This is a genomic window from Larkinella harenae (assembly GCF_054780515.1).
In genome coordinates this window covers 1,129,251-1,142,741 of the sequence record NZ_BAAGWE010000002.1, presented here as the reverse complement: position 1 = coordinate 1,142,741, position 13,491 = coordinate 1,129,251, and the positions used below count along the sequence as shown (strand labels likewise).

Below are 13,491 nucleotides of genomic sequence, written 5' to 3'. Positions count from 1 at the left end.
GACTTTTTTGCCACCCGCTGAGTTGCTAGCTACCATGAAAGACTACCTGATTCGCCTGATTGAGTATGAGCAATGGGCCAACCGAACGGTAATTGACGCGCTCGAGCGCGTTTCTAATCCACCCCAGCGGGCTATTGCGCTGATGGGACATGTGCTGTCGGCGCAACAGGTTTGGCTGTCGCGGCTAACGGGAGAGGTCAGTTACGTGGCGGTTTGGGAGGACGTTCCGATTGCGTGGATGGGCGAAACGTCCGACCGGAATAGCCACCGGTTAAAAGATTTTCTGGCATCAGAATCGGATGAAAGTTTAAACCGGCTGATTTCGTATAAAACTTCGGGTGGTCAGCCTTTTACCAGTATGGCTATTGATATTCTGACGCAATTGAGCCACCATGCGGCCTATCATCGGGGGCAGATTATTCAACTCCTCCGGCCCCAGCTGGTCGAAGTACCCATGACGGATTTTATTTTTTGGGCTCGTAGCTAACGGTTTTTGTGCTTGCCGTTTGCTAAATGGCTCATAGTCAAAAGGTACAATAAGGTAATTTGGTGTATAGTACGATTCCTAAGCCGAGTAGTAGTACGGGAGCGCAGATGTCACAAACCGTACCAGCGACGTTGCGGTTGGGCGGGTAGTTGAATTTGTTGATAAAAACGGCAGGCACGGACTTTTTAAAATCGGCAATGACACGGCCAGTGTACCAACCGGCGATAATCATTACGGTGAAAATAAAACCGTAAATCTGTCAGAAAATCATTGAAAACGTGCTGCCCTGCCCCGGTGTAGACGTCACTTTCAACTGTCCATTGTGCAGTTGCATGATTTGGCGGGAAAGACTGAGGCCAATGCCGGAGCCGGTTTTTTTGGTGGTGTAAAACGGAATGAAAATCTTCTCAATAGCCTCTGGTTCAATGCCAGGTCCATTGTCGATGACGTAGATAATCAGGCGGTTATCCTGCGACTTTACCTCGATTTTGAGCTTTGGTTTGCGGTGTCCTTCCAGAATCTCCATCGCATTTTTGATGAGGTTGATCAGCACCATTTCAATCTGACCCGCGTCGGCAAAAATCATCAGGTAGGAGGGCACAGGAGGAGCCAGTAAAATGATATGCCGTTGCTGCAACTCGGTCTGAACCAGTGCAATGACGTTCCGTAGTAGATTTTCAACAGAAATCTCCGCCAGGCGTGGTTGCGGGATGGCGGTAAAATTGCGGTAGGCATCGACAAACCGCATGATACCCCGGCCGCGGTGCTCAATCGTGGTCAAAGCTTCCCGCAGGTCATTAACCGCTTCTTCGTCGGCGCCCGCCAGTTCGGTGTTGACAATCTGCTGCATCGTACCCACCAGGGACACAATTGGCGTAACCGAATTCATGATTTCGTGCCGTAACACCTTGGTTAGGTTTTGCCAGGCTTCCAGTTCCTTCTGCTGGAGTTCCGTACGAATGTTTTGAATCGAAGCCACCGTAATTGGCCGACCGCGCAGGCTAACCGTGGCGCACCGGACCGAAAGTTCCTGTTCGAAACTGGTCTGGTAAATGGCGGGGGTGCTGCTGGGGGGAGCCGTCAGAATTTCGTATAAACCAGCATGAACGGTTTGCAAATCCGCCAGATTGCGAAGCCGGTAAATACCCAGCAACCGCAGGGCCGCCTGGTTGCTCATCTCGACATTACCGGCTACATCGAACGAAATTAGCCCAACGCTCACTTGCTGAACAATGGTATTCAGGTAATGGAGGTTTGCTTCTTTTTCGGCCCGGGCCTGGCGGAAGGCCTCCAGCACTTCGTTGAACTGCTGGTTCAACTCTTTAAAACTGGGCCCCAGTTCGTTGTCGGCTTTGAAAGCAACGGCAAAATCCGAATACCGCACCGATTCCATAAAACGCGTCAGTTTGCGGTTCAGGCTAGTGATATACCGGTGCAGGTTGGCTGTCTGGGCGGTCAAAATAATGATTCCGACCCCGACCAGCAGCGAACGGCTGGTCGGAAGGGTCCACCACGCGTACGCAATCAGCAGACAGGTAATCAGAATAATCGTAATTCGTATAAAAAGCCCGGCGGAGAATCGTTTCATACCTTAAAGCCCGTATTTCTCCAGTCGCCGGTACAAAGCCTGCCGTGATAACCCCAGCTCCCGGGCAATGTCCGTGATGTTGCCGTGGTACTTTTGCATGGCCTGTTGAATCATTTTCTTCTCCATATCCTCGATCTGCAGGTTTTCCTGGAAAGGCAAATCCCGATCCGTCGGAATGGCTGCGGGAGCGTTGGTGCCAAAATAAAAATCTTCGGGTTCGAGCACATTGCCCTGCGCCAGAATAACCGCCCGTTCGATGGCGTGTTGCAGTTCCCGTACGTTGCCCGGCCAGCGGTATTGCTGGAGCTGCCGTGCCAACGCCGGGCTGATGGAGGCCACTTTGCGGTTGTATTGCTTACGGTATTGCTTCAGAAAATGCTCCGCCAGCGGCAGAATATCTTCAGGGCGTTCGCGCAGGGGCGGAATATGCACTTCAATGGTGTTGATCCGGTACAGCAAATCCTGTCGGAACGAGCGGTCGCTGACGTGCTGATAAATCGGCGAATTCGTCGCGCAGATCAAGCGTACATCGATATTTTTCGACTTATTGGAACCGACGCGGGTTACCACCCGCTGCTGCAAAACCGTCAGCAGTTTAGCTTGCTGGGGCAATGAAATGTTTCCGATTTCATCCAGAAAAATGGTGCCCCCCTGCGCTTCCTCAAACCGTCCGGCCCGGTCTTCGCGAGCGTCCGTAAAAGCTCCCTTAACGTGTCCGAACAATTCGCTTTCGAACAGACTATCGCTCAAAGCCCCCAGATCGACGCTGACAAACGGTTTCTCGCGCCGGAGCGACCGCTGGTGCAGCGCCCGGGCCACTACATCTTTTCCGGTTCCGTTTTCACCCAGAATCAACACGTTTGCGTCGGTTTCAGCCACGCGTTCGATCGTCGCAAAAACCTGCCGCATGGCGGGGCTGACGGCAATGTAGGAAGAGCTTTGGGCGGTGGGTTTTGGCCGTTGGCCCGCAGAACCGTTTGGCCCTGGCCCCGCTGCTGCCTGTCCCGAGGTTCCTTCCAGGGCGCTGTGCAGTGTGGCCAGTAGTTTATCATTTTCCCACGGTTTGAGAACAAAGTCCCGCGCACCGGATTTGATGGCTCGTACCGCCATTTCGACGTCACCGTAGGCGGTAATCAGCACAACGGCGGTGGTCGGTTTAATATCCAGGATCCGGTCCAACCACAAAAAACCCTCTCGGCCACTGCTGTTGTCGCGCTGGAAATTCATATCGAGCAGTACCAGATCGTAGCTTCCGTTCGTAATCAGGAAAGGAATCTTTTCGGGATTTTTCTCAATATCCACCTGCGGATAATGGCGTTTGAGCAGCAATTTAGCCGCGCTCAACACATCGACATCGTCGTCAATAATCAGAACTTTGGACATAAAATCAGTCAGAACGGTGGAAAAAACCGTAGGGGGTTATATAGCAGAACAGCCATTTTCTAGCCTAAAGATAGGCAGTCCGATGCAAGGCTGCAAAGTGACTTACGCCGACGGTTTATGGTGGCAATATACGGCATTTTTAGGCGTGTCCGCTTTCGGACAAAACTTGTCCGCATGTGGACAGGATTTTTGCGATAAAGTGGACGCAAGTAATTGACTTTCAGTTAGGTTAAATTACTGGCACGTCAATTGGCATTACTGAAGGCAGAGGGATGACCAGCCTAACCGGAAATCCACCTTTTTATTATTCTACCAATCAACTACATTGAAGTAATGGATCGCGTATTACCAAAACGATTTTGGACAAACCAGCGGATTGCGCTTGCCGTAGGAGGAGTAGCCGTTATGGGATTGCTGGTGTACAATTTTATATGGGCCGATCACCGTTCGAAGCTGAATGTCGAGAAGGATAAAATTACGATTTCCACCGTTTCGACGGGGACATTTGACGACTTCATCGTTGTAACCGGGGTGGTGCAACCACTGAAAACCATCCGGCTTGACGCCATCGCTGGCGGATACGTAACCGATAAGCTGGTGGAAGGGGGTGCCATGGTGAAAGAAGGTGAAACCCTGCTGCGGCTGGAAAACCAGAACTTGCGGCTGAACTTTCTGCAATCGGAAACGGAAGCCAACCGGTTGGTCAACGATCTGCAAAACACCCGGCAACGGCTGCGGGTAGAACGGTATACTTTGCAAAAATCGCTATCGGACCTGGATTTTCAATTGGATAAAGCCAAAGACGCTTTCGAACGTCAGTCCAAGCTGTATAAAGACAAAGCCATCCCCGAACAGGATTACCTGACTGCCAAACGGGATTATGACCGGCTGGTGGAGCAGCGGAAAATTGAAGTGGAATCACAGAAATACCAGCAGGAAAACTCCCTGATTCAGATCAAGCAACTGGAAGAAACCCTGGCACGGACGCAGAAAAACGTGGCACTCTGGCAGCAAACGCTGAACAACCTGGTGGTGAAAGCCCCAGTCTCAGGCCAGTTGTCGTCGATGGACGTGGAGGTGGGGTCCAACATCAATCAGGGTCAGAATATTGGTCAGATCGACGACCTGAACGGTTTTAAAATGCGCGTGGGCATCGATGAACATTACAACAGCCGGATTTTTGCCGGGTTGAAAGGAACGTTTGAATACAACGGCGCGCAGCACGCTTTGCAGATTACCCGCGTCTATCCGGAAGTACGTAACGGACGGTTTGAAGTCGATATGATTTTCACCAAAGGCGCTCCGGCGGGCATCAAGCGGGGGCAGTCAACCCCGATTCAGCTGGAATTGGGCAAGGCTTCGAAAGCCACGCTGTTGCCGGTGGGCGGTTTCTTCTCGGATACGGGCGGCAACTGGGTGTACGTCATCGACAAAGCCGGCAACCGGGCGGTGAAACGGACCATTACGCTGGGCCGCAAAAATCCTGAATACTTTGAAGTGCTGACCGGTCTGGAGCCGGGCGATCAGGTGATTACTTCGTCGTACGAAAACTTTGGTGACAACGAAGTGCTGGAGTTTTAACCGCCGTGCGCTACGATGGCGCAAAGGATGAAGGAAACGATTCGCTCTTAGCAACCAAAACAGAACCTCTTTTTAATCCGTGTAATCACAGTTCAAGACAATATGATACGCACTGTTAACCTACAAAAAGTTTTTGCGACGGAAGAAGTCGAAACCACCGCCTTGCACGGTATTTCCATGGATGTGAAGGATGGCGAATTCGTGGCCATGATGGGACCTTCGGGCTGCGGGAAATCCACCCTGCTGAACATCCTCGGGTTGCTCGATAATCCGTCGGATGGCGAATACCACTTCTACGGGACTGAGGTATCGAAGATGTCGGAACGCCAGCGGGCGCAGTTGCGGAAAGGCTCTATTGGGTTTGTCTTTCAGAGCTTTAACCTGATCGATGAACTGACGGTTTATGAAAACGTCGAATTGCCGCTGTTGTACTTGAAGACGCCCGCCGATGATCGTAAAAAGGCCGTGGAGGAAGTACTGGAACGGATGAACATCATGCACCGTCGCAACCACTTCCCCCAGCAGTTATCGGGTGGTCAACAACAACGGACAGCCATTGCCCGGGCTGTGGTGGCCAAACCTAAGATGATCCTGGCCGATGAACCGACGGGGAACCTCGACTCCACGAATGGCGAAGAAGTAATGAAATTATTGAACCAGTTGAATACGGAAGGCACAACCATCATCATGGTAACGCACTCTCCGTACGATGCCGGTTTTGCGCACCGCATCGTCAACCTGTTTGACGGAAAAATTGTGACGGAGAACTTCCACGTATAATCGTCTGAACCGGGATTATCCGCGTAATCCCGGTTCAGACAAATTGCCATGAAAAAGCTGATCATTTTTTTGTTGTTGGTTTGTGCAGGACGGTTGTCAGCTTCGGCAATGGGCCATCCTCATAACCTGTTTTCGGCCCACCAAAAGGTGAAACAATACGCGCCGAAAGGCAAGGAATCCCTTCGGTCAGCTTGTCGACTTCCGAAACGGACGCTGATTGAGTACGTCCGCTCGTTGATGACATAGCGGTTTCATCCTCTGATTTTCTTTCCATGTTGCTCAATTACATCAAAATTGCGCTACGTAATCTGTGGAAACACAAAACGTTTGCGCTGGTCAACATTATTGGCATGTCGGTAGCTTTTGCCAGCTGCCTTTTGCTGTTTATGACCGCCTGGAATCAGCTGACGTTTGACGATTTCCACGTGCACCGCGATCGGTTGTACATGGTCTTCGAACAATCGGGGCCCGTAAACAAATCGGCGACGATGCCGGCCCCGCTGACGCCCGCGCTGCGGAAAGAGCTGCCGGAGATTCAGCACGTTACCCGCATTGTCAACGGGGGCGGTCTGGTTCAGTACCAAAATCAGGAATTTGAAAAGAGCGTCCAGTTTGTGGATACCGACTTCTTCGCTATGTTTTCGTTTCCGATGCAGAAAGGCAATCCGGCAACAGCTCTAAACAGCCTGAGTAATGTAGTGATCAGCGAAAAAACGGCCGAAGCCATTTTTGGAAAAGCCGAACCCATCGGAAAAACGCTGTTGCTGCGCCAGGAAGAAGCCTGGAAACCGTTCGTGGTAGCGGGTGTGGTGGCCGACGCCCCGGAAAATTCCAGCATCAAGTTCGACATTCTGGCCCGGTTTGAAGCCTATTCGGAATATCAGGCAAACAAAGATCGGTGGGACAATCAGTACCATAATGTCTACGTTCAGATCGATCCGAACGTAACCGAAGCTGCCCTGGAGCAGCGATTGCGGCCGTTTGTGTTGAAATACTACGACAACGCTATCCGGAACCTGAAGCGTGACGGGGGACAGCCCGATGAAAACGGTGACCTGACCAGTTTGCGGCTGTTGCCGTTCCGGGATCTGCATTTCGATACGGAAGTAGGAGGGGGCAACAGTTCACCCGTCAAGCGATCGTATCCGATTCTGCTGCTGATAGTGGCCGGTTTTATCGTCCTGATTGCCTGCATCAACTTTATCAACCTCTCCACGGCCCGGTCCATGACGCGCTCCCGCGAAGTTGGAATGCGGAAAGTACTGGGGGCGCTGAAACAGCAATTGGTGTTCCAGTTCTGGGGGGAAGCCTTCATCCTGTGTCTGATGGCACTGGTGTTGGGTAGTCTGCTTGCCCTCTCCACGCTGAACCAGTTCAACGCCATTTTTCGCAGTAAGGTGGCGTTTGGCGACTTATTTACGCCCGGGCTGACGCTTGCCATGCTGGCGATCTTTCTGCTCATTACCTTCGTCGCGGGTGGTTATCCGGCCCTGTTTGTTTCCCGGCTTAGTACGATCCAGGTTCTTAAAGGCAAGGTTTCGCTGGGCAAAACCGGCGTGGTTCGGAACACCCTGCTGATCGTGCAGTTTGCCATCGCTACGTTTCTGATGGGCTGCACCCTGGTTGCGTGGCAACAGGTTTCCTTTTTGCGGAACATGCCGCTGGGGTACAACGAAAGTCAGGTAATTAGCATTCCGGTGGGCGACCGAATCAACGGTCGGCAGGCACTGAATCTGTTTCGCGATAAACTCGTTCAACAGCCTAGTGTGCTGAGTATTACGGGGGCTTATAAGAACTTTGGGCGAGGATTGGATGGCTCGACCTACACGTCCATCATTGGCTTTGATCATAAAAACCGTACGGTCCGTTCGCACTGGCAACCCGTCGATTATGATTATCTGAAAACGCTCGACATCAAGCTGATCGCCGGTCGGGACTTCTCCCGGCAGTATGCAACAGACACGACGGCTAGCGTCATCATCAACGAAACAATGGCGAAACAACTGGGCGAGAAAAACCCGGTTGGCACCCTGCTAAACGTCGAAGAAAATGCCCCTCCGATGCAGGTCATCGGGGTGGTCAAAGACTACCACCACGAATCGTTGAAAAAATCGATTCAACCGAATACGCTTCTGATTAGTCATGACTGGCCCATTGGTTACATCCTCGTCAAAATTGCCCCCGACAACGTTCCGGCAACGATGGCCATGCTGAAAAAAGCCTGGGAAGAGGTCGCGCCCAAATCGGAGTTTCAGGGCAGTTTTCTGGATGAAAATACCGACCGGCAGTACCAGTCGGAAGAGCGGATGTCGAAGATGTTTATCAGTGCCGCCACCATTGCCATTTTGCTTTCCTGCATGGGCTTGTTTGCCATTGCGGTGATGGTGATGGCACAGCGGACGAAAGAAATTGGCGTGCGCAAAGTGCTGGGCGCCAGTGTGGGCAGTATTGTGGCCCTGCTTTCGCGGGATTTTCTCAAGTTGGTGCTGGTGTCCATTGCCCTCGCTACGCCGATTGCCTGGTGGATGATGGAACAATGGCTGGAAGAATACGCCTTCAAGATCACGGTCGAATGGTGGATTTTTGCGCTGGCGGGCTTGCTGGCGGTATTGATTGCCTTTGTAACGGTCAGCTTCCAAAGCATTAAGGCCGCGCTGACGAATCCGGTAAAAAGTCTGAAAACCGAGTAGCCAGCTGAAGTGGGGCTGACCCAAGATCAAAGGTTGCAGAAGCATTTTCGTTCATTTTTAAGACTCGCCAGACCCGGCGGATTCAGGACGGCTAATTCTTACGTTCAAAACAACGGCATATGCTAACGAACTATTTGAAAATCGCCTGGAGAAACCTACTGCGCAATTGGGGCTTCTCGGCTATTAATGTGTTGGGGTTGACGGTTGGCGTAACGGCCTGCCTGCTCATCAGTCTGTACGTACGGCATGAACTGAGTTACGACCGGTTTCACGAAAAAGCCAGTCGCGTATACCGGCTTGTTACAGATATCAAAACGCCAACGGAAACCATCAACACCGAGTCGACGTCCTTTGCAACGGCGAATGCCGTCAAGACCGGATTCCCCGAAGTGGAACAGGCCGTTCGGCTACTGAACGGGGGAATGCTGGTGCAACGGGGGGAACACAAATTCCAGGAAGATGGCCTGGTGTTTGCCGACTCGGCTTTCTTTCAGGTATTCTCTTTTCCGTTGCTCAAAGGCAATCCACGAACGGCGCTGGTGGCTCCCTTTAGCCTTGTTCTTACTGAGAAGGCTGCTTTAAAATATTTCGGCAACGAAGATCCCATTGGAAAAGCGCTGATGCTCGATGGGCGGAATAGCGCTACCGTTACCGGAGTGGTGGCCGATGTGCCCGACAACTCCCAGATTAAATTCGATATCCTGGCTTCCATGTCGACCATGACCAAGGCGCTGGCGCCGGGCTTTGACGAACAATGGGGCAATTTCGGCCCAATTACGTACTTGCTGCTGAAAGAGGGAACCAACTCCGCGGCCTTGACAGCTCAATTGCCGAATTTGGTCCAACGCCGGGCCGGGTCGTTCATGGAGAAGAATAAAATGTACTATACCTTGTTTCTGGAACCGCTGACCGATGTATACCTGCGCTCCACCCGACACACGCAGGGGTCCGAAGCCGGCAGTATCACCAATATCTACATTTTCTCCATTGTTGCCGGTTTTATTTTGCTGATTGCCTGTATCAACTTCATGAACCTGGTGATCGCCCGGTCGTCGGAGCGGGCTAAAGAGGTGGGCGTCCGGAAAGTGGTGGGTGCTGTTCGGAGTCAGTTGACGGGGCAATTTCTGAGCGAATCGGTTCTGCTGAGTCTCATTGCTTTTGTGCTGGCCGGTATTCTGTGCGAACTGTTGCTGCCGGCTTTTAACCTGCTTTCGGGCAAAGTCATCAGCCACAGTCTGTTTACCGATGGTACTTATTGGCTGACGCTGCTGGGGCTAGCGGCTTTGGTGGGCGGTTTTGCCGGGATCTACCCGGCGCTGTTTTTGTCCAGTTTCAAACCCATTGCCGTGCTGAAAGGCCGTTTTGTCAGCAGTTCACAGGGCATTTTACTCCGCCGGACGCTGGTGGTCGTGCAGTTCATGATTTCGGTGGCGTTAACGATCGGGACGCTGGTGGCTTACCGCCAGTTGAATTTTATGCGTAACCAACAGCTGGGTTTTCAGAAAGACCAGACGCTGGTGGTAAGTTTGCCCGATCAGGATTTTATGACCAAAAACCAGCGCATACTTCGAAACCAGCTGGCGGCCCTGCCCGGTGTGCAGGGCGTGGCGGTTTCGTCGCACTTGCCCGGTGGTGGGAGTCTGGGCGCATACACCGAAATTGAAAACAAGCTGGGCGAGATGCAGGCCGCCAACATGGGACTCTATTCCGTCGATTTCGATTTTCTGCCGCAATACGGAGTGAAACTGGTGGCCGGACGGGTTTTCTCGCCGGAGTTCGCAACCGACTCAACGGAGGCATTGGTTATTAACGAAGCCGCGGCCCGAGCGCTGGGTTATCATTCACCCGATCAGATTATTGGCAAACGGTTTTCGCAGTGGGGCCGAAACGGGCGGATTATTGGTGTGGTCAAGGATTTTCATACCAGTTCGTTACGAGAAAAAATCGGGCCGCTTACCCTGCGCATAGAACCGGGCGACTTTTCGCTTTTTTCCCTGAAAGTCAAAGGAGCCGATGTGACGGAAACGATCCGGGGGGTGGAGCGCTTCTGGAAAACCGCCGTGCCGCAGCGCCCATTCGATTATTATTTCCTTGACCAGGCTTTCGATAAGCAATACCGGGCCGAAGAACGGTTTGGCAAGCTGTTTCTCTACTTTTCGGAGCTGGCTATTTTTATTGCCTGCCTGGGGCTGTTTGGCCTGACTTCCTACACGACGGCCCAGCGGACGAAAGAAATTGGCGTGCGGAAAGTGCTGGGCGCGTCGGTGCCCAACATTGTGCTGTTGCTTTCCAAAGACTTTTTAAAACTGGTACTGATTGCCGTGATGCTGGCGTCACCGCTGGCGTGGTGGGCGATGGACACCTGGTTGCAGGACTTTGCGTACCGGATCAACGTCGAGTGGTGGGTGCTGGTACTGGCGGGCGTACTGGCCATTCTGATCGCGTTTCTGACGGTTTCGTTTCAGTCCATCAAAGCGGCTTTGACAAACCCGGTGAAGAGTTTGAAAACTGAATAATCTTGGTTCAAGATTACGCAGATTAAACCCATACTTATGCTACGTAACTACTTCAAAACCGCCTGGCGCGGACTGCTCAGCAACAAGGGGTATTCTGTCATTAACATTGGCGGATTGGCGATGGCGCTCGGGGTTGGCATCCTGTTGCTCTGGTGGGTCAAAGACGAATTGAGTTTCGACCGGTTTCATCAGCACAGCGACCGGATTTACCGCGTGAACGGCGGTTTTGGCTCGGGTGATTCACAGAATTTTTCCGGGAATATTGTGGCACCGGTTGCGGCCTACGCCCGGCAGCAGATGCCAAATGTGGAAGATGCTGTGCGGGTGGTGAATAGCTACGACATGTCGCCTTTCAAAGTCCAGGATAAAACGCTGGTGGAAGAACGGGCCGTGTACGTCGATCCGTCGTTTTTCAGCTTTTTCGACTTTGAACTGATCAAAGGAAACCGCGAACGTCCGTTTGTCGATCTTCAATCGGTGATTTTGACCGAGTCGGCCGCGTTGAAATATTTCGGGCAATCCGAAGCCGTAGGCAAGGTGCTCTACTCAATTCCCAAAAAACAGAATTACGTCGTAAGCGGTATTGTGCGCGATTTTCCGGACAACTCCAGCATCCGGGGCAATGTGTTTTTTCCGCTGGAGATCGTTGCAAAAAGCTATCAGGCCAACGATTACTGGAAGTCGATGGATTCGGATTGGGGCAATTGGTACGCCCAAACCTTTTTTCGGGTAGATCCGCGGGCCAACCTGGATCGCATCGCCCAAATGCTGACGGACGTGCATCACGCCAGCAACAAGTATGATCAGGTGACGGTTTACCGGCTGCAACCGCTGAAAGATATTCACCTGTACCGCGCCGACGGATCGCCGGGCACTATGCAGGAAGTAAAAATGATGGGTATTGTAGCGCTGATCCTGCTGGCGATCGGTTGTATTAATTACGTCAACCTGGCCACGGCCCGGGCCACGCAACGCGCAAAAGAGGTGAGCGTTCGGAAGGTCGTTGGGGCCGGGCGTGAACACCTGATCGGGCAATTCCTGGCTGAATCACTCCTGATCTTTCTGCTTGCGCTGGTGGTAGCCATCGGTCTGATCAAGGGACTGGAATCGACGTATCAGGAATTGACCGGCAAGACGCAACCGTTCTCACTGGCCGATCCGCAGGTCTGGCTGGTGCTGGTGGGAGCGCTGGTCTTCACACTGGTCATCGCGGGCATTTACCCGGCTCTGGTCCTTTCATCGTTTGAACCGCTGAAAATTCTGCGCGGCAAGGTGACGACCGGCGGACGGGGTGTGAACTTCCGACAGACGCTGGTTGTGCTTCAGTTTGCTTTTTCCACGGCTCTGATTGTGGGAACGATCATCATTGGCAACCAATTGCGGTTTATGCGGGAGCGGAATCTGGGCTACGATCGCGAAAATACCTTTGCCTTCTGGCTGACCGAAGAAATGTCGAAGCATTACGATGCCCTGAAAGCCGAATTGTCGCGGGAGCCGAGTGTTCGCAGCGTAACGGCTTCCAACAATAACCTGTTGGGCATTGGCAACACAACCGGGGATACGGACTGGGATAACAAGCCGAAAAACAGCGTATTTATCGTGGCCCGGATGCGGGTGGAAAAAGACTTTATTTCTACGTTCGGGCTAAAAATGGCGTACGGTACCACGTTTTCAGGGTCGAAAGCCGATTCGATGCATTACATCCTGAACGAAACCGCCGTCAAAAATACGGGCATCAAGAACCCAATTGGCAAGAGTTTTACACTGGGGCAGACCAAAGGAATTATCATTGGCGTTGTGAAGGATTTTCATTTTGCTTCCCTGCGGCAGAAGGTTGAACCAGCGGTTTTTTATTACCGGCCCGACAACAATTTTAGCCGAATTTACATCAAAACCACGGGGCGCGATGCCTCCAAAGCCGTGGCTGCGGCCGAAAAGCTCTGGAAACAATACAGCCCGGATTATCCGTTCGATTACCAGTTTATGGATGTGCAGTACAACGAAATGTACAAATCGGAGCAGCGGACGGGGCAACTGTTCAACTTTTTTGCCAGTATTGCCATTCTGGTGTCATGCCTGGGATTATTCGGGCTGACAACGTTCACCGCACAACAACGAACGAAAGAAATCGGGATACGGAAAGTGCTGGGCGCATCGGTAACAGGCATCGTTGCGCTATTATCCAAGGATTTTCTGAAACTGGTGCTGATCGGGATTCTGATCGCGTCGCCCATTGCCTGGTGGACGATGAGCGAGTGGCTTCAGGCGTTTGCGTATAAGATCGACCTGGAGTGGTGGGTGTTTGCGCTGGCGGGCTTGCTGGCGGTAGCCATCGCCCTATTGACGGTTTCATTCCAGTCTATCCGGGCCGCGCTGATGAATCCGGTTACCTCACTGCGTTCGGAATGAAGAAATAAACGTGATGAGTGGGGCATGGTCAGTCGGGCATCGGTTGGCGGATCAGTT

At 52.3% G+C, this 13,491-nt stretch carries 9 protein-coding genes; 7 read left to right on the top strand and 2 right to left on the bottom strand.

Going from position 1 to position 13,491, the window contains the following annotated elements; translation table 11 throughout:
• Positions 1–34: 34 nt before the first annotated feature.
• The gene (locus ACYVH9_RS15785) at positions 35–487 is read left to right on the top strand and encodes a DinB family protein (RefSeq protein WP_460637329.1); all 453 of its coding nucleotides are present in this window, start codon (positions 35–37) and stop codon (positions 485–487) included.
• Positions 488–746: 259 nt separating this feature from the next.
• Here the strand turns inward: ACYVH9_RS15785 and ACYVH9_RS15780 are convergent, their stop codons facing one another.
• Together ACYVH9_RS15780 and ACYVH9_RS15775 are read right to left on the bottom strand one after the other, a co-directional pair.
• Positions 747–2,075, bottom strand: a complete 1,329-nt coding sequence (locus ACYVH9_RS15780; RefSeq protein ID WP_460637328.1) for a sensor histidine kinase — start codon at positions 2,073–2,075, stop codon at positions 747–749.
• Positions 2,076–2,078: 3 nt separating this feature from the next.
• Positions 2,079–3,458 carry a sigma-54-dependent transcriptional regulator gene (locus ACYVH9_RS15775; protein ID WP_460637327.1) on the bottom strand — a complete coding sequence of 460 codons (1,380 nt, stop codon included), beginning with the start codon at positions 3,456–3,458 and terminating at the stop codon, positions 2,079–2,081.
• Positions 3,459–3,791: 333 nt separating this feature from the next.
• Here ACYVH9_RS15775 and ACYVH9_RS15770 point away from each other — a divergent pair, with 333 nt between their 5' ends.
• From ACYVH9_RS15770 to ACYVH9_RS15745, 6 genes are all read left to right on the top strand, one after another.
• Positions 3,792–5,039 (top strand): efflux RND transporter periplasmic adaptor subunit, encoded by a 1,248-nt coding sequence (locus tag ACYVH9_RS15770; protein ID WP_460637326.1) that lies wholly within the window; start codon positions 3,792–3,794, stop codon positions 5,037–5,039.
• A 102-nt stretch (positions 5,040–5,141) separates the two neighbouring features.
• Positions 5,142–5,819 carry an ABC transporter ATP-binding protein gene (locus tag ACYVH9_RS15765; protein WP_460637325.1) on the top strand — a complete coding sequence of 226 codons (678 nt, stop codon included), beginning with the start codon at positions 5,142–5,144 and terminating at the stop codon, positions 5,817–5,819.
• A 48-nt stretch (positions 5,820–5,867) separates the two neighbouring features.
• Positions 5,868–6,065 (top strand): hypothetical protein, encoded by a 198-nt coding sequence (locus tag ACYVH9_RS15760; RefSeq protein ID WP_460637324.1) that lies wholly within the window; start codon positions 5,868–5,870, stop codon positions 6,063–6,065.
• Between the two features lie 26 nt (positions 6,066–6,091).
• Positions 6,092–8,509 carry an ABC transporter permease gene (locus ACYVH9_RS15755; RefSeq protein WP_460637323.1) on the top strand — a complete coding sequence of 806 codons (2,418 nt, stop codon included), beginning with the start codon at positions 6,092–6,094 and terminating at the stop codon, positions 8,507–8,509.
• A gap of 119 nt (positions 8,510–8,628) precedes the next feature.
• Positions 8,629–11,025, top strand: a complete 2,397-nt coding sequence (locus ACYVH9_RS15750) for an ABC transporter permease (protein WP_460637322.1) — start codon at positions 8,629–8,631, stop codon at positions 11,023–11,025.
• Between the two features lie 36 nt (positions 11,026–11,061).
• On the top strand, positions 11,062–13,434 hold the full coding sequence (locus tag ACYVH9_RS15745; RefSeq protein ID WP_460637321.1) for an ABC transporter permease: 2,373 nt from the start codon (positions 11,062–11,064) through the stop codon (positions 13,432–13,434).
• Positions 13,435–13,491: the final 57 nt, after the last annotated feature.

Coding starts and splice junctions, on each gene's coding strand:
- ACYVH9_RS15785 (WP_460637329.1), top strand. CDS start 35: ATGAAAGACTACCTGATTCGCCTGATTGAGTATGAGCAATGGGCCAAC.
- ACYVH9_RS15770 (WP_460637326.1), top strand. CDS start 3,792: ATGGATCGCGTATTACCAAAACGATTTTGGACAAACCAGCGGATTGCG.
- ACYVH9_RS15750 (WP_460637322.1), top strand. CDS start 8,629: ATGCTAACGAACTATTTGAAAATCGCCTGGAGAAACCTACTGCGCAAT.
- ACYVH9_RS15775 (WP_460637327.1), bottom strand. CDS start 3,458: ATGTCCAAAGTTCTGATTATTGACGACGATGTCGATGTGTTGAGCGCG.
- ACYVH9_RS15760 (WP_460637324.1), top strand. CDS start 5,868: ATGAAAAAGCTGATCATTTTTTTGTTGTTGGTTTGTGCAGGACGGTTG.
- ACYVH9_RS15745 (WP_460637321.1), top strand. CDS start 11,062: ATGCTACGTAACTACTTCAAAACCGCCTGGCGCGGACTGCTCAGCAAC.
- ACYVH9_RS15765 (WP_460637325.1), top strand. CDS start 5,142: ATGATACGCACTGTTAACCTACAAAAAGTTTTTGCGACGGAAGAAGTC.
- ACYVH9_RS15780 (WP_460637328.1), bottom strand. CDS start 2,075: ATGAAACGATTCTCCGCCGGGCTTTTTATACGAATTACGATTATTCTG.
- ACYVH9_RS15755 (WP_460637323.1), top strand. CDS start 6,092: ATGTTGCTCAATTACATCAAAATTGCGCTACGTAATCTGTGGAAACAC.